Source organism: Pseudomonas yamanorum (assembly GCF_900105735.1).
GTDB classification, from domain to species: Bacteria; Pseudomonadota; Gammaproteobacteria; order Pseudomonadales; family Pseudomonadaceae; genus Aquipseudomonas; species Aquipseudomonas yamanorum.
Map to the genome: position 1 here is coordinate 5196938 of NZ_LT629793.1, position 20195 is coordinate 5217132.

General features: G+C 62.3%; 17 protein-coding genes. 14 read left to right on the forward strand and 3 right to left on the reverse strand.

The window, feature by feature from the left end; all coding sequences use genetic code 11:
* Positions 1-224: 224 nt before the first annotated feature.
* Positions 225-2978 (reverse strand): response regulator, encoded by a 2754-nt coding sequence (locus tag BLU46_RS24485; RefSeq protein ID WP_093207251.1) that lies wholly within the window; start codon positions 2976-2978, stop codon positions 225-227.
* A 205-nt stretch (positions 2979-3183) separates the two neighbouring features.
* Here BLU46_RS24485 and BLU46_RS24490 point away from each other — a divergent pair, with 205 nt between their 5' ends.
* On the forward strand, positions 3184-3912 hold the full coding sequence (locus BLU46_RS24490) for a response regulator transcription factor (RefSeq protein ID WP_017475831.1): 729 nt from the start codon (positions 3184-3186) through the stop codon (positions 3910-3912).
* Entirely contained in the window at positions 3899-5269 is a 1371-nt protein-coding gene (locus tag BLU46_RS24495; RefSeq protein WP_093207256.1) for a sensor histidine kinase, read from the forward strand. Before BLU46_RS24490 ends, BLU46_RS24495 begins: the two co-directional genes overlap by 14 nt.
* A 3-nt stretch (positions 5270-5272) precedes the next feature.
* Here the strand turns inward: BLU46_RS24495 and BLU46_RS24500 are convergent, their stop codons facing one another.
* On the reverse strand, positions 5273-5788 hold the full coding sequence (locus BLU46_RS24500; RefSeq protein ID WP_017475829.1) for a DUF2062 domain-containing protein: 516 nt from the start codon (positions 5786-5788) through the stop codon (positions 5273-5275).
* 147 nt (positions 5789-5935) lie between these two features.
* Between BLU46_RS24500 and BLU46_RS24505 the strand changes: the two genes are divergently transcribed.
* The 10 genes from BLU46_RS24505 (at position 5936) to BLU46_RS24550 (ending at position 14502) form a co-directional block, all read left to right on the forward strand.
* Positions 5936-8227 carry a DNA internalization-related competence protein ComEC/Rec2 gene (locus tag BLU46_RS24505; RefSeq protein WP_093207261.1) on the forward strand — a complete coding sequence of 764 codons (2292 nt, stop codon included), beginning with the start codon at positions 5936-5938 and terminating at the stop codon, positions 8225-8227.
* A gap of 31 nt (positions 8228-8258) precedes the next feature.
* Entirely contained in the window at positions 8259-8894 is a 636-nt protein-coding gene (locus BLU46_RS24510; protein ID WP_063033914.1) for a MotA/TolQ/ExbB proton channel family protein, read from the forward strand.
* Positions 8891-9319: an ExbD/TolR family protein gene (locus tag BLU46_RS24515; protein ID WP_004371361.1), complete on the forward strand. Its 429-nt coding sequence runs from the start codon at positions 8891-8893 to the stop codon at positions 9317-9319. The genes BLU46_RS24510 and BLU46_RS24515 overlap by 4 nt, the downstream gene beginning before the upstream one ends.
* Positions 9319-10329 carry a tetraacyldisaccharide 4'-kinase gene (gene lpxK / locus BLU46_RS24520; RefSeq protein ID WP_093207268.1) on the forward strand — a complete coding sequence of 337 codons (1011 nt, stop codon included), beginning with the start codon at positions 9319-9321 and terminating at the stop codon, positions 10327-10329. The genes BLU46_RS24515 and lpxK overlap by 1 nt, the downstream gene beginning before the upstream one ends.
* Positions 10330-10353: 24 nt before the next feature.
* Positions 10354-10539, forward strand: coding sequence for a Trm112 family protein (locus BLU46_RS24525; RefSeq protein ID WP_003174668.1), 186 nt, complete (start codon positions 10354-10356; stop codon positions 10537-10539).
* Entirely contained in the window at positions 10536-11300 is a 765-nt protein-coding gene (kdsB, locus tag BLU46_RS24530; RefSeq protein WP_008434982.1) for a 3-deoxy-manno-octulosonate cytidylyltransferase, read from the forward strand. Before BLU46_RS24525 ends, kdsB begins: the two co-directional genes overlap by 4 nt.
* Positions 11300-11764 carry a low molecular weight protein-tyrosine-phosphatase gene (locus BLU46_RS24535; protein ID WP_017475823.1) on the forward strand — a complete coding sequence of 155 codons (465 nt, stop codon included), beginning with the start codon at positions 11300-11302 and terminating at the stop codon, positions 11762-11764. Before kdsB ends, BLU46_RS24535 begins: the two co-directional genes overlap by 1 nt.
* On the forward strand, positions 11761-12780 hold the full coding sequence (gene murB, locus BLU46_RS24540) for a UDP-N-acetylmuramate dehydrogenase (RefSeq protein ID WP_093207274.1): 1020 nt from the start codon (positions 11761-11763) through the stop codon (positions 12778-12780). The genes BLU46_RS24535 and murB overlap by 4 nt, the downstream gene beginning before the upstream one ends.
* A 151-nt stretch (positions 12781-12931) precedes the next feature.
* A complete protein-coding gene (locus tag BLU46_RS24545; RefSeq protein ID WP_093207279.1) occupies positions 12932-13918 on the forward strand; it encodes an XdhC family protein in 987 nt (328 codons plus the stop codon).
* Positions 13915-14502: a nucleotidyltransferase family protein gene (locus BLU46_RS24550; protein WP_093207285.1), complete on the forward strand. Its 588-nt coding sequence runs from the start codon at positions 13915-13917 to the stop codon at positions 14500-14502. Before BLU46_RS24545 ends, BLU46_RS24550 begins: the two co-directional genes overlap by 4 nt.
* Before the next feature lie 67 nt (positions 14503-14569).
* Here BLU46_RS24550 and rne read toward each other — a convergent pair whose 3' ends face one another.
* Positions 14570-17827 carry a ribonuclease E gene (gene rne / locus BLU46_RS24555; protein WP_172834549.1) on the reverse strand — a complete coding sequence of 1086 codons (3258 nt, stop codon included), beginning with the start codon at positions 17825-17827 and terminating at the stop codon, positions 14570-14572.
* Between the two features lie 738 nt (positions 17828-18565).
* On the opposite strand from rne, the gene rluC reads away from it, so the two are divergent.
* Together rluC and BLU46_RS24565 are read left to right on the forward strand one after the other, a co-directional pair.
* The gene (gene rluC, locus BLU46_RS24560; RefSeq protein WP_093207295.1) at positions 18566-19525 is read left to right on the forward strand and encodes a 23S rRNA pseudouridine(955/2504/2580) synthase RluC; all 960 of its coding nucleotides are present in this window, start codon (positions 18566-18568) and stop codon (positions 19523-19525) included.
* Positions 19512-20174 (forward strand): HAD-IA family hydrolase, encoded by a 663-nt coding sequence (locus tag BLU46_RS24565; protein ID WP_093207299.1) that lies wholly within the window; start codon positions 19512-19514, stop codon positions 20172-20174. The genes rluC and BLU46_RS24565 overlap by 14 nt, the downstream gene beginning before the upstream one ends.
* Positions 20175-20195 lie beyond the last annotated feature (21 nt).

Genomic DNA, 20195 nt, shown 5'->3' on the forward strand with positions numbered 1-20195 from the left:
CCTTCTTGATGATGGAAAGCTGCTTTTGTGGCGATGGGGCTTGTCTGTGGCGAGGGCGCTTGTTGTGGTGAGGGAGCTTGTTGTGGCGAGGGAGCTTGCTCCCGCTGGAGTGCGAAGCGCTCCCAGGATTTTGGGGCCGCTGCGCAGCCCAGCGGGAGCAAGCTCCCTCGCCACAGCAAGCGCCCTGGCCACAGCAAGCTCCTTCGCCACATTGCCCCGAAAGTTTACGCGCTGACCCGAGCCTCGCTGGCCAGCCGGGCAATCGCCATGTCCAGTTCATCCAGGGCCGGCATGGCCTTGGCGTCGTCCTGTTTGAGCAGGGTCTCGGCCCGTTGGCAGGCCGCGCGCAGTTGCGGCACGCCGCAATACCGGGTGGCGCCGTGCAAGCGGTGCACCCGCTCGATCAGGGCGTTGCGGTCGTTGGCGTCCCGGGCGACGCGAATCGCTTCACGGTCGGCCTCAAGCGAAGCCAGTAGCATCGCCAGCATGTCTGCTGCCAGATCAGCCTTGCCGGCTGCCAGGCGCAGACCTTCTTCGTGGTCCAGCACCGGCAATTGCGCGGCGTGCCCAAAACTTTCGGTGCCGCGTTCCGGGCCTTGGTTGCGCAGGGCCAGCCCGGTCCATTTCAACACCACCTGGGCCAGTTGCCGTTCACTGATGGGCTTGGTCAGGTAGTCATCCATGCCGCTTTGCAGCAGGGCGCGTTTTTCGTTGGCCATTGCATGGGCCGTCAGCGCGACGATGGGCAGCGGCGTGCCATGGCGTTCGCTTTCCCATGTGCGGATCGCCTCGGTGCTCTGGCGGCCGTCCATCCCGGGCATCTGCACGTCCATCAGCACCAGGTCGAAGGCTTCCTGCTTCACCGCTTCGACGGCCGAGTAACCGCTTTCCACCGCCTGGACCTTGGCGCCCATGTCCTCCAGCAGGGTTTGCACCAACAGCAGGTTGGCCGGGTTGTCGTCGACACACAGCACCCGCGGCGCGCGGCTGGACAGTGGCTCGCCGGGTTCGCTGCGCGATGGGCGCGGGCTGATCAGGTCGGCCAGGGCACGGCGCAGTTTGCGGGTGCAGGCGGGTTTGGCCTGCAACTGGCTGTTGGGGTTCGGCACCGACTGGTTGAACAGCAGCTGTTCGGTGGTCGGGCACAACACCAGTACCTTGCAGCCCAGGTGTTCGAGGTCCCACAGGTGTTGGTTCAAACGCTCCGGCGGGATGTCGTTGGCAGTGATGCCCAGCACCGCCAGGTCAATGGCCTGTTCGGTCTGGTGGGCGCTGGTGATGCCGTTGGTCAGGCTTTCCAGGCTGTTGAATGGCGTAACTTCCAGGCCGCAGTCTTCCAACTGGTGTTGCAGGGCCTGGCGCGCCAGCTCGTGGTTTTCCAGCACGGCCACGCGCCGGCCCAGCAGCGGCGCGGAGGGCAGGTCTTCGATATCGTCACGGGTTTTTGGCAGGTTCAGGCTGATCCAGAATTCAGAGCCTTCCCCCGGCGTGCTGTCGACGCCAATCTCACCGCCCATCTGTTCGATCAGGCGCTTGGAAATCACCAGGCCCAGTCCGGTGCCACCGGGTTGGCGGGACAGCGAGTTGTCCGCCTGGCTGAATGCCTGGAACAGCGCCCGCACATCCTGGTTCGACAGGCCGATGCCGGTGTCCTGCACGCTGATGCGCAGTTGCACGCTGTCTTCCTGTTCGTCTTCAATCATGGCGCGGGCAACGATGGTGCCTTCGCGCGTGAACTTGATCGCGTTGCTCACCAGGTTCGTGAGGATCTGCTTGAGCCGCAGCGGGTCACCCACCAGGGACAGCGGTGTATCGCGGTAGACCAGGCTCACCAGCTCCAGCTGTTTGGCGTGGGCGGCCGGGGCGAGGATGGTCAGGGTGTCTTGCAGCAAGTCCCGCAGGTTGAACGGGATGCTGTCGAGCACCAGCTTGCCGGCCTCGATTTTCGAGAAGTCGAGAATTTCGTTGATGATGCCCAACAGGTTGTCGGCGGATTTTTCGATGGTGCCCAGGTAATCCAGCTGCCGGGGCGACAGCTCGCTTTTCTGCAACAAATGGGTGAAGCCCAGGATGCCGTTCAGCGGCGTGCGGATCTCATGGCTCATGTTGGCCAGAAACTCCGACTTGATACGGCTGGCCTCCAGGGCTTCCTTGCGGGCCAGGTCCAACTCGATGTTCTGGATCTCGATGGTTTCCAGGTTTTGCCGCACGTCTTCGGTGGCCTGGTCGATGCTGTGTTGCAATTCTTCCTGGGCGTTTTGCAGGGTCTCGGCCATGCGGTTGATGCCCGAGGCCAGGTGATCCAGTTCCTGGCTGCCCAGCGGTGGCAAGCGGGTTTCCAGGTTGCCGTCCTTGAGCTGCGCCACGGCCTGTTTGATCAGGCCAATCGGTGAGTTGATCGTACGGCTGATGCGCAAGGCGAGGGCCGCCGTGCAGATCAGGCCGATGGCGATCAGCAGCAGGCTGGCGAACAGGCTGCGGTAGCCCCGCAGCAACATGCCGTTGTGTGACAGTTCCAGCTCGACCCAGCCCAGCAGGCGGTCGGATTCGTCCGGGATCAGTTCGCCGGCGAGGTTGCGATGGCGGCCGAATACCGGCAGCAGATAGCGGGTTGCGTCATTGCCGGTGCGCTGCAACAGGTGTGAGCTGTTGCCGATCGGCGGCTGATTGAGCATGGTCGGGCCGGCGTGGGCCAGGGGTGTGCGGTCAGGCCCCAGGAATGACACGGCGCGTACGTCGGTTTGCTCCAGGGACTGGGTGGCGATGCGCTCCAACAGGTCGGTGTTTTTGGTGCCTAGGGCCGGGGCGACCAACGGTGCCAGTTGCTCGGCGATCATCTCGCCCCGTTGCAGCAATTGCGACTGCAACTCCGACAGCTGCATCCAGGTGAAATAGCCGCCCAGCAACAACGCCATCAGGCTGGTAGGCAATAAGGTCAGCAACAGTACGCGGCCTTTTATTCCCATTTTCGTAAGCACGCCACTCTCCTGCTACCACACTGTTGTCGAATTCCACGCAGGCATCCGGCCCGCGCCACCTGCGCAGTGTAGCCATTTGCGCGGCGTGGAATCTTGCAAAATTAATGACCTGAGGCAAACCTTGGGCCCCTGGACGCCCGGCGGCGGTTGCTCATAGGGGGGCAATCTTGAATAATCAGTCATTGAGAATGACTTGCAGACGCTAATGAATCCTGTAGCACCTGGCTTACCCAGTATCCTGGCGATTGAAGACGATCCTGTGCTTGGCGCCTATGTCCATGAGCAGTTGGGCCGCTGTGGCTTCCAGGTGACCTGGTGCCAGAACGGCCAGCAGGGCCTGCAAATGGCCCGCGATCAACGCTTCGACGTGGTGTTGATGGACATTCTGTTGCCGGGCATGGACGGCTTGTCCGTGCTCACGCATCTGCGCCAGAGCCATTCGATCCCGGTGATTCTGATGTCGGCCCTGGGGGCTGAAGCCGACCGCATCAGCGGCTTTCGCCTGGGGGCGGACGATTACCTGCCCAAGCCGTTCAGCATGGTCGAGTTGCGGGTGCGCATTGAGGCGATCCTGCGCCGGGTCGCCCTGGACCGGCGGCCTTTGCCGGCCCTGGCGGCGGTGCGCGACGATGCCCGTAGCCTGCGTTTCGATGATGAGCAGTGTGATGTGTTTCACCGGGAGCAGTGGGCCGGCCTGACCCGCAGCGAGTATCGCCTGCTGGAAACCCTGCACCGCAACGGCGAAGAAGTCCTCAGCAAGGCCTTCCTCTATCAGCACGTCTTTCAGCGCGGCTACGCGCCCCATGACCGCAGCCTGGACATGCACATCAGCCAGATTCGTCGCAAGCTCAAGGCCATCGGCTACAGCGAGCGGGAAGTGCGCACGGTGTGGGGCAAGGGCTACGTGTTGAGCGGTCACGATGACGGGCTTTAGGGCCGCCCTCACACGGCTGCCGGGCAAGCATTCGTTATTCTGGAAACTGGCGTGCCTGCTGATCGCTTTCTGTTTGCTGATGATCTGGCTCAGTTGGTCCTGGGGCCGGTACATGGAAGAGCAGAATGCCTTTCTGTCCAACGAGGCTCGCGCCACCTTGAGCGGTTATGCAGCCGGTGCGGAGCTGGCCTGGAACAAGGGCGGCAACGCCGGTGTGGACGAATGGCTGCACACCCTGGGCCAGCGCGAGCGCACCTGGGTGGGTGTTATCGGTAACGACCTGCAATCCCTGAGCAGCTACCCGCTGACGGACAAGGAAAGCCAGCGCCTGACCTTCCTGCGTGGCCTGGACTGGCCCGTCAGCCGGCACGCCAAGGGCTTGCCGTGGTTGAAAATCCCGTTCCCGCTCGACCCGGGGGCGGGGTCCCTGGTGATCGAATTGCCCCGGCGTTTCATGCCTGGGCAAAACCAGCTGTTCTGGCGGATCGTCACCAATGGCGTGATTCCCGGCCTGTTCACCCTGTTGCTCTGCATCGGCCTTTACCGGCTGTTGATCATGCCCCTCAACCACCTTCGTGAGCAGGCCAACGCCTGGCGTGCCGATCAATTGAGCACCCGGCTTTCCCGCGATACCACCAGCCGCCAGGATGAACTGGGGGAGTTGGGTCGCGCGTTTGACCAGATGTCGGAACGCCTGCAAGGCACCGTGGCCCTGCAACAGCAACTGCTGCGGGATTTGTCCCATGAGTTGCGCACACCGCTGAGCCGTTTGCGCGTCGCCTGCGACAGCGAGCAGGACCTGATCCAACTGCGCGAACGCCTGGGAAGGGAAATCGACGGCATGCAGCGCCTGGTGGAAGACACCCTGCAACTGGCCTGGCTCGACACTGAACGTGCGCCGCTGCCCAAGGAAGACATCCAGGTGCAGGCGCTGTGGGACATGCTGCGGGAAAACGCCTGTTTTGAAAGTGGCTGGCCGGCTTCACGTTTGCAGTGCGAGCTTGGGGCTGACTGCTGGGTGCGTGGGCATCTGAACCTGCTGGCCCAGGCGTTGGAAAACATCCTGCGCAATGCCATTCGGCACTCTCCGCAATACGGCACAGTGCAATTGGGCGGGCAGCGTGAGGGGGATCACTGGCACTTGTGGCTGGAAGACCAGGGCGGCGGGATCGATGAGGGGGAGCTGGAACGGATCTTTGCGCCATTCACCCGGCTGGACGGTTCACGGCCCGGCGACGGCGGCTTTGGCCTGGGCTTGAGCATTGCGCGCAACGCTGTGCAGCGTCAGGACGGCAGCTTGTGGGCGGAAAACACCGGCCAGGGTTTGCGCGTGCACATGCGCTTGCTGGCCCGCTAACGGTTACAACCTGCGCTGTTTGCGTTTTTTCCACTGGCGGGCCACCCACCAGCGCCAATAGCCCATGGTCAGGCAATACCCCAGCGCCGCCATCACCAGCCCCAGTACTACCGAGCCCAGCAGGAAGGGTTGCCACAACGTCGACAACTGCCCGCTGATCCATTCCCAGGTCAACTCGTCGGGCATGCTGCGGGGTGGCACGTTCATCAGCCAGGCGCCGGTCATATAGGTGCAGAAGAACACCGGCGGCATGGTGATCGGGTTGGTCAGCCACACCAGGCTCACAGCAATCGGCATGTTGCCGCGCACGCTGATGGCGAGGATCGCCGCCAGCAGCATCTGCAAGGGAATGGGGATAAATGCCGCGAACAGACCAACGGCCATCGCCCGGGCAACCGAGTGGCGATTGAGGTGCCAGAGGTTCGGGTCATGCAGCAACTTGCCGAGAAAGCGTAAGGATTTGTGTTCCCGGATGCTGGTCGGATCGGGCATGTACCGTTTGAATAAGCGCCGTGGCATAAGGGGTCCAGGTCAGTTCGAGGGGCAAGTATGCCCGCATTCCAAGAACGGTAAATTCAGACTTTGTGACAAATAATAATAGGCCGCTTCGGTAGCCCGGCTAAGACTCAATGGGTCGCTTTCAAGGAACGAGCCATGAGAACAGGGATGTTCGCACTCGCGCTGGGGCTGCTCGCCCTGCGTTTTTTACCTGCGTTGCCGTCCAGCGGCTGGCTGCTGCTGATGCCGGTGTTGGCCCTGATGCTGCTGCCTTTTCGCACCTATCCGCTGGCGTTTTTCCTGCTCGGGCTGGGCTGGGCGTGCCTGAGTGCGCAGTGGGCGCTGGACGACCGGTTGGCACCGCGTCTGGATGGCCAGACCCGCTGGGTGGAGGGGCGTGTCAGCGGGTTGCCGCAGCAGACAGGCGACGGTGTTCGCTTTGAACTGACCGACAGCCGGTCACGCAAGGACCTGCTTCCGAAGCGCATCCGTGTGTCCTGGCGTGGCGGGCCAGCGGTTCAGAGCGGTGAGCGCTGGCGGTTGGCCGTGACCCTCAAGCGTCCCTCCGGTTTGCTTAATGCCGAGGGGTTTGACTATGAAGCCTGGCTGCTGGCCCAGCGCATTGGCGCCACGGGTTCGGTCAAGGATGGCCAGAAGCTGGCGCCTGCGCGGCATGCCTGGCGCGACGGAATTCGCCAGCGGCTGTTGGCAGTGGATGCCCAAGGGCGAGAGGCGGGCCTGGCGGCGCTGGTGCTCGGGGATGGTTCCGGGCTGGCCGCCGAGGATTGGCGGGTTCTGCAAGACACCGGCACCGTGCATTTATTGGTGATTTCCGGGCAACACATTGGGCTGCTGGCAGGGTTGATCTATGGCCTGGTCGCCGGCCTGGCGCGCTTCGGGTGTTGGCCGAAACCCTTACCGTGGCTGCCCTGGGCCTGCGGCCTGGGGTTTGCTGCGGCGCTGGGCTATGGCTTGCTGGCCGGTTTTGAAGTGCCGGTGCAACGGGCCTGCGTCATGGTGGGATTGGTCCTGCTATGGCGCCTGCGGTTTCGTCACTTGGGGATCTGGTGGCCGCTGTTGCTGGCGCTGAACGCGGTGCTCATCCTCGAACCGCTGGCCAGCCTGCAACCGGGGTTCTGGCTGTCCTTTGCGGCGGTGGCGGTGCTGATCCTGGCGTTCAGTGGCCGACTGGGCCCCTGGCGTGCCTGGCAGGCCTGGACCCGGGCCCAGTGGTTGATTGCCATCGGCCTGTTTCCGCTGCTGCTGGTGCTCGGTTTGCCCATCAGCCTGAGCGGGCCGCTGGCCAACCTGGTTGCGGTGCCGTGGATCAGCCTGGTGGTGTTGCCCCTGGCCTTGCTGGGTACGGTGTTATTGCCGCTGCCTTATATAGGTGAAGGTTTGTTATGGCTGGCGGGCGGCACACTGGACTGGCTGTTCAAGGCCTTGGCGTTGCTGGCGCAGTACGTGCCGGCCTGGATACCGGCGCACGTGCCCATGGGCTATTGGCTGGTGAGCCTGCTGGGGGCGGTGCTGTTATTGCTGCCCAAGGGCGTGCCGTTTCGGCTGCTGGGCTGGCCGATGTTGCTGCTGGCGGTGTTTCCGCCTCGGGAGTCGATCCCTCACGGACGCGTCGAGGTGGTGCAACTGGATGTGGGCCAAGGGTTGGCGATCATCCTGCGTACCCGCAACCACGTTCTGCTCTATGACGCCGGGCCGCGCTCCGGTGAGTTCGACCTTGGCGCGCGCGTGGTATTGCCTGCGTTGCGCAAACTGGGTGTCGCGGGGCTGGACATGATGCTGCTCAGTCATGCCGATGCCGATCATGCCGGTGGTGCGTTGGCGGTTGCCCACGGGCTGCCGATCAAGCGCGTGGTGGGCGGCGAGACCGAACGGCTGCCGGCGGCACTCGGTACTCAAGCCTGCGTCAGTGGCGAGCGGTGGCATTGGGATGGCGTGACCTTCGAGCTGTGGCAATGGCCTGATGCGACGGACGGTAATCAGATGTCCTGTGTGTTGCTGGTGCAGGCCAATGGCGAACGGTTGCTGCTGACCGGTGATATTGACCGTGAAGCCGAGCGGGCATTGCTGGCCACCCCCCTGGGGGCTCCTGTCGATTGGTTGCAGGCGCCGCACCATGGCAGCCGCAGCTCGTCGTCCTGGCCGTTTCTCCAGCGCCTTGCACCCAAGGCAGTGCTGATTTCCCGTGGCCGCAGCAATGCCTTCGGCCATCCCCATCCCCACGTACTGGAGCGTTACCAGGCCGTGGGCAGCCTGATTTATGACAGCGCCGAGCAAGGCGCACTCCGTCTGCAACTGGGCACCTTCCAGCCGCCGCAGGCCGTGCGCAGCCAGCGGCGTTTCTGGCGCGAGCCCCCGCCGCAAAACAGCGTTACCAAAGACTGGCTCCTGCGACAGGATGCTCTGGGGCCGGCCAGCCCTTCCGCCGGACCCTTATGGTAAAGTGGCGCACTTTTTCGAGGGGACATTCACTGTGTGGGAATTGGTCAAATCCGGCGGCTGGATGATGTTGCCGATCATTTTGAGTTCCATCGCCGCACTCGGCATCATCGCCGAACGCCTGTGGACCCTGCGTGCCAGCCGTGTAACACCTGACCACCTGCTGGGCCAGGTCTGGGGCTGGATCAAGAACAAGCAACTGGACAAGGCAAAGCTCAAGGAACTGCGCGCCAACTCGCCCCTGGGTGAAATCCTCGCCGCCGGCCTCGCCAACTCCAAGCATGGTCGCGAGATCATGAAGGAATGCATCGAAGAGGCCGCCGCCCGGGTCATCCATGAGTTGGAGCGCTACATCAATGCCTTGGGCACCATTGCCGCCATGGCACCGTTGCTCGGCCTGCTCGGTACGGTGTTGGGCATGATCGATATCTTCAGCTCCTTCATGGGCTCGGGCATGACCACCAACGCTGCGGTGCTGGCCGGTGGTATTTCCAAGGCGTTGATCACCACGGCGGCGGGCCTGATGGTCGGTATTCCGTCGGTGTTCTTCCACCGTTTTCTGCAACGGCGCATCGACGAGCTGGTGGTGGGCATGGAGCAGGAAGCCATCAAGCTGGTGGAAGTGGTGCAGGGCGACCGTGACGTGGACCTGGTTGAGGGCAAAGCGTGAAATTTCGCCGCAAGCAACGGGAAAACGTCGATATCAACCTGGCGTCGTTGATTGACGTGGTGTTTATCTTGCTGCTGTTTTTTGTCGTCACCACCACCTTTACCCGGGAAACCCAGCTGCGCGTCGACTTGCCGGAAGCCGTAAGCGGCTCTCCGGCGGAAGACCAGCAGGCCAAGCAGCTGGACATCGCCATCAGCGCCGATGGCGTGTTCTCGGTGAATAACCAGTTGCTGGAGAAAAACGACCTGGCCAGCCTGATGGAAGCACTGCAGAAGGAGTCCGGTGGCGACACTAACTTGCCACTGTCCATCAGCGCCGATGGCAACACCAAGCACCAGGCCGTGATCACTGCGATGGACGCTGCCGGCAAGCTCGGCTTCAGCCATTTGCGCATGACCACGGTCGAGGCGGCGAGCCAACCCTGATGGCCATGACTGATCGTTTGCTCAAGGCCTGGTACGAAGGCCATCCGGCGCTTGCGTTGTTGCAGCCGCTGGAATCCCTCTATCGCCGGGTGGTGCAGCGCAAGCGCGCGCGGTTCCTGGCGGGCGAGGGCGAGATCTACCAGTCGCCGGTGCCGGTCGTGGTCGTCGGTAACATCACCGTCGGAGGCACCGGCAAGACCCCCTTGATTCTTTGGCTGATCGACCATTGCCAGCGCAGCGGTTTGCGCGTCGGAGTGGTCAGCCGCGGTTATGGCGCCAAACCGCCGGAGTTTCCGTGGCGTGTCGAAGCCAGTCACACCGCTGCGGAGGCGGGGGACGAACCCCTGTTGATCGTGCAACGCAGCGGCGTACCCCTGATGATCGACCCTGATCGCAGCCGCGCCGTAAAGGCGTTGTTGGCCAGCGAAACCCTGGACCTGATTCTCTCCGACGACGGGCTGCAACATTACCGCCTGGCCCGAGACCTGGAACTGGTATTGATTGATGCCGCCCGTGGGCTCGGCAACCGTCGCTGCTTGCCGGCGGGCCCGTTGCGCGAGCCGGTCGAGCGTTTGCAAAGCGTCGATGCGCTGCTTTATAACGGCTCCGGTTCAGACCGTGAGGATGGCTTTGCCTTCCGCCTGCTGCCCACCGCATTGGTCAATCTGCACACCGGCGAGCGCCAACCTGTCGACCACTTCCCGGTAGGTCAGCAGGTGCATGCGGTGGCCGGCATCGGAAACCCGCAACGTTTCTTCAATACCCTTGAGACGCTACACTGGCGCCCAATACCTCATGCTTTTGCCGACCACGCGCCCTACAGCGCCGAGGTCTTGAATTTCACACCGGCGCTGCCGTTGGTCATGACTGAAAAGGACGCGGTGAAGTGCCGCGCCTTTGCCAGGCCCGACTGGTGGTACCTTGCGGTGGACGCGGCACCGTCACCGGCGTTTATCGCCTGGTTCGACACGCAGTTAATGCGTTTGCTGCCCGCTCGCCTTTTGCCTTAAAACGCTGCTCTCCAGGACATACTCATGGACACCAAACTGCTCGATATCCTCGCTTGCCCGATCTGCAAAGGTCCGCTCAAGCTCAGCGCCGACAAAACCGAGCTGATCAGCAAGGGCGCCGGCCTGGCGTACCCGATCCGTGACGGCATTCCGGTAATGCTCGAAAGCGAAGCCCGTACCCTGACCACCGACGAGCGCCTGGATAAATGACCACTGCCTTCACCGTCGTCATCCCGTCCCGCTACGCCTCCACCCGCCTGCCCGGCAAACCGCTGCAGCTGATCGGCAACAAGCCGATGATCCAGCTGGTGTGGGAACAGGCCTGCAAAAGCAGCGCCGAACGGGTGGTGGTGGCCACCGATGATCCGCGCATTATCGAGGCCTGCAAAGGCTTTGGCGCCGAAGCGGTGCTGACCCGTGAAGACCACAACTCCGGCACCGACCGCCTGGCCGAAGTGGCCACCAAACTGGGGCTGGCGGCGGACGCCATCGTGGTCAACGTGCAAGGCGACGAGCCGTTGATTCCGCCCAGCGTGATCGACCAGGTGGCGGCCAACCTGGCGGCCCATGGCGAAGCCCGCATGGCAACCCTGGCCGAGCCGATTGAAGACATCGAGACGCTGTTCAACCCCAACGTGGTGAAAGTGGTCAGCGACATCAATGGCCTGGCGCTGACGTTCAGCCGCTCCACCTTGCCGTGGGCGCGGGATGCATTCGCCAAGCAGCCCGACGTACTGCCGGCGGGCGTGCCTTATCGCCGCCATATCGGTATCTACGCCTACCGTGCCGGCTTCCTGCATGACTTCGTCAGTTGGGGCCCGTGCTGGCTGGAGAACACCGAATCCCTGGAACAACTGCGTGCCCTGTGGCACGGCGTGCGCATTCATGTGGGCGATGCCCTGGAAGCGCCACCGGCGGGTGTTGACACGCCTGAAGACCTCGAGCGCGTCCGTCGCCTGCTGGGGGCCTGATGCAGGTTCTGTTTGTCTGCCTGGGCAATATCTGCCGTTCCCCGACGGCTGAAGGTGTGTTGCGCCACAAGCTGCGTGAAGCCGGCCTGGCTGATCGGGTCGAGGTGGCCTCCGCCGGCACCGGTGAATGGCACGTTGGCAATCCACCAGACAAGCGCAGCCAGCGGGCAGCGCTGCAACGGGGCTACGACCTGTCGGCCCAGCGTGCTCAGCAGGTGTCCCGTGCCGACTTTTCCCGTTACGACCTGATCCTCGCCATGGACCAGAGCAACCTGCGCAACCTAAAGGCCATGCAGCCGGCTCAAGGTAAGGCGGACCTGGACTTGTTCCTGCGCCGTTATGACTCGGTGGTGGATGAAGTGCCGGACCCCTATTACGAAGGCGACCAGGGCTTCGAAACCGTGCTCGACCTGATCGAGCGCGCCTGTGACCTGTTGGTGATTGAATTGAAGGGCCGGTTATGACATTGCAGGTGCAGGCACAGGTTTCGCTCAAACCGTTCAACAGCTTTGGCATCGACGTGCGTGCCCGGCTGTTTGCCGAGGCCCGCAACGACGCTGACGTGCGTGAGGCTTTGGCCTACGCCGCCGGGCAACAATTGCCGTTGCTGGTGATTGGCGGCGGCAGCAATTTGCTGCTGACCCAGGATATCGACGCGCTGGTGCTGCGCATGGCCAGCCAGGGCATCCGGGTCGTGCAAGACGATGGCGTACAGGTGGTGGTTGAAGCCGAAGCTGGCGAAGCCTGGCATCCGTTTGTGCTATGGACCTTGGCCCAGGGCTTTTCCGGCCTGGAAAATCTCAGCCTGATCCCTGGCACGGTCGGCGCCGCACCGATGCAGAACATTGGCGCCTACGGTGTGGAGATCAAGGACGTATTCGCCGGCCTGACCGCCCTCGACCGCCAGACCGGCGAGCTGCGGGATTTCAGCCTGGCCGAATGCAACTTTGCCTACCGTGACAGCCTGTTCAAACATGAGGTCGGGCGCTGGCTGATCCTGCGGGTGCGTTTTGCCCTGAGTCGCGCCGTGCACCTGAAGCTTGAATACGGGCCGGTGCAACAGCGCCTGACCGAACAAGGCATTACGCAGGCCACCCCCAGCGATGTCAGTCGAGCGATTTGCAGCATTCGTAGCGAGAAACTCCCCGACCCGGCGGTGCTCGGCAATGCCGGCAGTTTCTTCAAGAATCCGCTGGTGTCCCAGGCGCTGGCCGCCGAATTGCAGCTGGAATACCCGGACATGGTGGCTTACCCCCAGGCTGACGGGCAGATGAAACTGGCCGCCGGCTGGCTGATCGACAAGGCGGGCTGGAAAGGCTTTCGTGATGGCGATGCCGGTGTGCATCGCTTGCAGGCGCTGGTGTTGGTGAACTATGGCGCGGCCACGGGCCAGGAGATTGCCGGGCTCGCGCTACGCATCCAGCAGGACATCGAAAAGCGTTTCAAGGTTGTGCTGGAGATGGAGCCCAACCGCTATTGAACTAAGCTGGTTTTTTGACGCACCAAGCCCTGCATAGCGGGGCTTTTTTATTGCCGCTGAGTTAACTTAGCTGACTACCGATATTTTTTAATCAACTCATAGATGCTGTTTATCAAAACCAGCTACGTGTTTGGCAGGAGGCGAAGGCCTGATGGACAGTGTTGATCTGAATGTGTTGCGCAGCGTGCTGGAATGGCGCCGCGCCGGGCAGCAGGTGGTGCTGTACAGCGTGGTCCAGACCTGGGGCAGTGCGCCGCGTCCGCCGGGGGCCATGCTGGCCTTGCGCGGCGACGGGGTGGTGATTGGCTCGGTGTCTGGCGGCTGTATCGAGGACGACTTGATCGCCCGTTTGCAGGATGGTCGGTTGCCAGAAGACGGGCCGCCGGTGCAGCTTGTAACGTATGGCGTCACCCGGGACGAAGCGGCGCGTTTTGGTCTGCCGTGCGGCGGCACCTTGCGCCTGACCGAAGAGCGGGTGGGTGATCCAGGTTGGGTTGCTGAATTGCTGGCGCGCTGCGAGGCCCACGAGATTGTCGCCCGTGAATTGGACCTGACCACCGGTAAAGTGGAGTTAAGCGGTGCGAGCAAGACCGATGTGGTCAGCTTCGACGGCGAGCGCTTGCGGGCGATTTATGGTCCGCGCTGGCGCTTGCTGTTGATCGGCGCAGGCCAGCTGTCACGCTATGTGGCAGAAATGGCCCGGCTGCTGGATTTCGAAGTGCTGATCTGCGACCCACGTCAGGAGTTTGTCTACGGCTGGGAAGAACAGCATGGGCGCTTTGTGCCGGGCATGCCCGATGAGGCCGTGCTGAATATCCAGACCGATGAACGCACCGCTATTGTCGCGCTCACCCATGACCCGCGCCTGGATGACATGGCGCTGCTGACGGCCCTCAACTCCCGGGCGTTCTACATTGGTGCCCTGGGCTCGCGGGTCAACAGCCAGAAGCGCCGGGAAAACCTCGCAGCGCTGGGGTTGAGTGCGGAGGCCATTGAGCGGCTGCATGGGCCGATTGGCCTGCATATCGGCAGCCATACGCCAGCGGAGATCGCCCTGTCGTTGATGGCGGAAATCGTTGCCATCAAGAACGGGATTGATCTGTTGCAGAAAAAACCGTTGCAGGCAGCGGTCAGTTGACGAGCATCACCGCGATCATCCTGGCGGCGGGGCAGGGCAGTCGTTTTCGGGCCGAAGCAGGTGTGGATCAGGATAAGTTGCTGGCGCCCTGCGTGGGTCGGGATGGCATCACACGGCCAGTGATTGAGCAGGTATTGGTGAATTTGCCGGCGGCGGTTGCCAAGCGCTGGCTGGTGACGTCGCCGGATCGCACTGAAGTCATTCGGCTGGCGCAACTGAAGGGGTGCGAAGTGCTGCTTTTACGTTCACCGGGTATGGGTGACAGCATCGCGGCTGCGGTGGCAGCCAGTGGCCCGTCCGCCGGTTGGCTGGTGGTGCTGGGAGATATGCCGTTCATCCTGCCGGCAAGTATCGAGCACGTGATGGCAGGCCTAGAGGAAGACGGTATCAGCGTCCCGGTGCATGCCGGTCAGTATGGGCATCCGGTGGGGTTTGGCCGTTCATTCGGCCCTGCCTTGATGGCGCTCACGGGAGATCGTGGAGCAAAGCCATTGTTTGCCATGGCTTCGGTGCAGGAAGTCGCTGTCGATGATCCCGGTGTGTTGTGGGATGTAGATGTGCCGGCGTTGTTGAACTACCGCTAGCGGATAGCACAGGCATAAAAAAGCCCCGCCTGATCATTCAGGCGGGGCTTTTTAGTGGCCGATGGAATCAGACGAGGGGTTTAGGCTCATGCTCTTCTTCCAGGGCCTTAGGGTGGTGCTCTACCACTTCTTCAACGGAACGTTGGTTCTCGTCGATAGCAGGGGCAGTGTGCTCAACCACGGCTTCGGTGACCGGAGCAGGGGCTGCTTCGACCACTTCAGCGACGGCTGGAGCGGCTTCGGCAGCGGCCTTGGCAGCAGCGGCGGCCGCTTCAGCTTCCTTGCGGCGACGACGCACTTCACGCGGGTCGTTCGGCGCACGGCCGTTTTCAGTCAGCGCGCTGGCCGGAGCGGCTTCAACCACCGGTGCTGCCACTTCGGCAACCACTGGTGCTTCAACCACTGGAGCAGGCTCGGCAACCACGGCTACAGGTTCAGGGGCGACAACCACTTCAGCGACTGGCGCTGGAGCTTCTTCGACCACTGGAGCAGGCGCTGGTGCTTCAACCGCTTCGACCACTGGGGCAGGTTCGGCAGTCCACTGGAAGGCGGTCTGTTCTTCGCGAACTTCACGCACTTCAGGGGTCGGCTCGGCAACCGGTGCTTCAACGGCGGCTTCAACCACGGGCTGTTGTTCAACAACAGCGGCAGGCTCGGCAACCACTTCAGCTTCAGGCTTAGGCTCGCGAACTTCGCGAACTTCACGCACGTGACGAGCTGGCGCTACTTCCACTTCCGGAACAACCGGGGCTTCGACTGGAGTCGTCGCTTCAACCACAGGTGCTTCGACGGCAGGCGTCTCTACAACAGGGGTTTCCTGAATGGCAGCGGTAGCGGCTTCAGCTTGCTCGTTGGCCTGGGCTTCAGCAGGTGCGCTGATGACCGAGCTGGCAACAGCAGCGGTCACGGCCAGGCCGGCAGCCAGTTCGGCACCAGTCGGTTCGCCAGTCGCGGTAGCTTCACCGGTCTCTTCCGAACCTTCGATTTCATTGCCGTTGGCATCACGTTGACGCTCACGACGGTTGCTGCGACGACGCTGGCCACGGGAGCGGCGGCGTGGACGATCGCCTTCGGCGTTTTCCTGACCGTCTTCCTGTTGCTGATCTTCGTTGGACAGCAGCTCTTCTTCTTCACCGACTGGAGCCGCTTGTTCGGCACGTGGTTGACGCTCTTCACGAGGAGGGCGTGGTGCACGTTCTTCACGCGGCTGACGAGCTGGACGCTCTTCAGCAGTGGCAGCGGTGGCAGCAGCAGCGGCTACGGCTGGAGCGGCATCCAGCGGCTCGCGCAGTTCACGCACGCGTTCTTCACGCTCGCCACGTGGCTTGCGGTCTTCACGCGGGGCGCGTGGAGCGCGCGGTGCACGTTCTTCCCGTGGTGCACGCTCTTCACGGGCTACGGTTGGCGTTTCTTCACGGGCTTCGCGCGGTTGGCGCTCTTCACGTGGGGCACGATCTTCGCGTGGCGCACGTTCTTCACGAGGCTTGCGCTCTTCGTCACGGCGACCGTTGCGATTGCGGCTCTGCTGGCGACCGTTGCGACGCTCTTCATTGCGTGCAGGGCGTTCAGCGGCAGGCTTCTCGACCACAACTGGAGCTACCGGCTCTTCCTTGGTGGCGAACAGGCTGACCAGCGACTTCACCAGGCCCTTGAACAGGCTTGGCTCAGGCAGGGCTGCAGGCGCGGCAACCGGCGCGGCAGCTTCAACCGGAACCGGTGCGTTGGCACGGGCTGGCGCGGTCTTGACGGCGGCTTCCTGGCGAACCAGGGTGCGGGTCGCGGCGGCTGGCTGGACTTCTTCCACTTCGGCAGCGGCAGCAGCGATTTCGTAGCTGGACTGATTGACGTGGGCTTCCGGGCTGTCATCACGCAGGCGCTGCACTTCGAAGTGCGGCGTCTCGAGGTGATCGTTCGGCAGGATGACGATGCGGGCACGGGTGCGCAGTTCGATCTTGGTGATCGAGTTGCGTTTTTCGTTGAGCAGGAACGCAGCCACCGGGATCGGCACCTGGGCGCGCACTTCGGCAGTGCGGTCTTTCAGGGCTTCTTCTTCGATCAGGCGCAGGATCGCCAGGGACAGCGATTCAACGTCACGGATAATGCCGGTGCCGTTGCAACGCGGGCAAACGATGCCGCTGCTTTCACCCAGGGATGGACGCAGGCGCTGACGGGACATTTCCAGCAGGCCGAAGCGCGAGATGCGACCGACCTGTACGCGGGCACGGTCAGCTTCCAGGCATTCGCGGACTTTCTCTTCCACGGCGCGCTGGTTCTTGGCGGGGGTCATGTCGATGAAGTCGATCACGATCAGGCCGCCGATATCACGCAGGCGCAACTGGCGGGCGATTTCTTCAGCCGCTTCCAGGTTGGTCTGCAGGGCGGTTTCTTCGATGTCGCTACCCTTGGTGGCGCGCGCCGAGTTGATGTCGATGGACACCAGGGCTTCGGTCGGGTCGATCACGATGGAGCCGCCGGAAGGCAGTTCGACTACGCGCTGGAAAGCGGTTTCGATCTGGCTTTCGATCTGGAAACGGTTGAACAGCGGAACGCTGTCTTCGTACAGCTTGATCTTGCTGGCGTACTGCGGCATCACCTGGCGGATGAAAGTCAGGGCTTCGTCCTGGGCTTCAACGCTGTCGATCAGCACTTCGCCGATGTCCTGGCGCAGGTAGTCGCGGATGGCGCGGATGATCACGTTGCTTTCCTGATAGATCAGGAACGGCGCGGAGCGATCCAGGGACGCTTCTTTGATGGCGGTCCAGAGTTGCAGCAGGTAATCGAGGTCCCACTGCATTTCTTCGCTGCTGCGGCCCAGGCCGGCAGTGCGCACGATCAGGCCCATGTCGGCCGGAGCGATCAGGCCGTTCAGCGCTTCACGCAGTTCGTTGCGCTCTTCGCCTTCGATGCGACGGGAGATGCCGCCGGCACGCGGGTTGTTCGGCATCAGGACCAGATAGCGGCCAGCCAGGCTGATGAAGGTGGTCAGGGCGGCGCCCTTGTTGCCACGTTCTTCTTTTTCCACCTGAACGATGACTTCCTGGCCTTCGCTCAGGACGTCCTTGATGTTCACGCGGCCTTCTGGGGCTTTCTTGAAGTATTCGCGGGAGATTTCTTTGAGGGGCAGGAAGCCATGGCGCTCGGAGCCGAAATCGACAAAGGCAGCCTCAAGGCTTGGTTCGATACGAGTAATCCGGCCTTTATAGATGTTGGCCTTCTTTTGCTCGCGTGCACCGGACTCGATGTCCAGGTCGTAGAGGCGTTGGCCGTCTACCAGTGCAACACGCAACTCTTCGGGTTGAGTTGCGTTAATCAGCATTCTTTTCATGTTGTACCGTCGGTTTCCGGGCTGCCGGAAACGGCGTTCGGCACACACGACTTCTCACGGTCGGTGTCAGGTGCGTCAAGAGTGGTTGGCCACTCCAGTGTCCAGCAATACCCGCCAAAATGGGCGGTATCGCGACGTACGCTTCCTGCTTGCTGTGGTGACTTAAGCACTCAGTCAGGAGGAGGAATCAACCGGCGACTGTGGACGAGATGAAGCGTCTAAATATAAGCCTAGTGCTACACAGTCCGACGGTTGTGCATCTCCACCCTACACGTATCCCTGATAATTCGGGTGCTGCCGCGCGCAGAATCCGCAGCGGGTTGGCATTTACCGTGTTCTCCAATGGGGAGAACACGCTCATGGCTAAACAAGACCGGGTGTGGGCGACTGTGCTCTCACTCAGCTCGTAACAGGCGTTGTTTCCGAAGCATTCGCCGTGGTCTGGCTCAAGACTGACTGCACTTTGTGAACTGGCCGTAAATATCGGCGCAAAAGGCGAGTAATCACTCTGCTTTTTGCACTCGCTTCAGGCCTCATGTCACCTGCGCTTGTTACAATCTCGAGCCTTCCAAGGTGGCGAAAGCCCCGTAGGACGGCCTCGCGTCCTGATGAATTGCGATGGTCAGGGCCGGCAGTTTGCCGCTAGTCCTCTGTCCAGGCCGCTTTTGGCGGCGTTCGCGACTATAGCAGCAATGATTAAGTGCTTCAATTCCATAAAAAATTGTTATCATCGCCGCCATGACGACTACCGCCCCCCAGACCCCCAGCGTCCAGCTGCTCGAGGTCTCGCCGGAATATGCCGGCCAACGCATCGACAACTTTCTTCTTGCCAGGCTCAAAGGCGTGCCCAAGACCTTGATTTACCGCATTTTGCGTAAAGGCGAAGTGCGCGTGAACAAGGGTCGGATCAAGCCCGAGTACAAGCTGCAGGCGGGCGATATCGTCCGTGTGCCGCCGGTGCGGGTGCCTGAGCGGGACGAACCGGTCCCTCTGGCTCAAGGCCTGTTGCAGCGCCTCGAAGCGTCGATTGTCTTCGAAGACAACAAGCTGATCGTGATCAACAAGCCTTGCGGCATCGCCGTCCACGGCGGCAGCGGCCTGAACTACGGGGTGATTGAAGCCTTTCGTCAGTTGCGCCCGGATACCAAGGAGCTGGAACTGGTCCACCGTCTGGACCGTGATACCTCCGGCCTGCTGATGATTGCCAAAAAACGCAGCATGTTGCGTCACCTGCATGCCGCCCTGCGCGGTGATGGCGTGGACAAGCGCTACATGGCCCTGGTGCGTGGCAACTGGGCAACCTCGATCAAGAGCGTCCGCGCGCCGTTGCAGAAGAGCAACCTGCGCTCCGGCGAGCGCATGGTCGAAGTGGACGAGGAGGGCAAGGAGGCGCTGACCCTGTTCAAGGTGCTGCGTCGCTTTGGTGACTTTGCCACCATGGTCGAGGCCAAGCCTGTGACTGGCCGTACCCACCAGATTCGTGTGCATACCCTGCATGCGGGCCACTGCATCGCCGGCGATACCAAATACGGCGACGAGGATTTCTCCAAGGAAATTCGCGATCTGGGCGGCAAACGCCTGTTCCTGCACGCCTACATGCTGACGGTGCCGCTGCCGGATGGCGGCGAATTGAAGCTGCAAGCGCCTGTCGACGAGATGTGGGCCAAGACCGTGGAGCGCCTGAGTGTCGCACCTTGACTACAAACTGCTGATCTTTGATTGGGATGGCACGCTGTGTAACTCCATTGGTCGGATTGTCGAGTCGATGCACGCCGCGTCGACCCGAGCCGGCTACGCGTTGTGCGACGACCTGGCGGTCAAGGGCATTATCGGCCTGGGCCTGCCGGAAGCGATCCGTACCCTGTATCCGGAGATTGGCGATGACGAGTTGATAGCGTTTCGTCAGCACTACGCCGATCACTACATGGCGCTCGATGCCCAGCCATCGCCGCTGTTTGAGGGAGTGGCACAGACCATGGAAGCGTTTCGTGCCGACGGCTATCACCTCGCGGTGGCGACCGGCAAGGCCCGTCGCGGCCTGGACCGGGTGCTCAAAGCCCACGGTTGGGAAAATTATTTCGACGCCACCCGTGCGGCGGATGAAACCGCCAGCAAGCCTCACCCTCTGATGCTCGAACAGATCCTCGCTCAATGTGGCGTGTCGCCTCGGCAGGCGTTGATGGTGGGTGATGCGTCGTTCGACCTGATGATGGCGCGCAATGCTGGCATGGACTCTGTGGCGGTCAGCTACGGCGCCCAGTCTGCCGAGGCGTTGCAAGCGTACGAGCCGAGACTGACGATTGACCGTTTTTCTGAACTGCAGGCCTGGCTCAGCCGGGCCCATTAAGTCTTTGCTGGGGTGGATGGC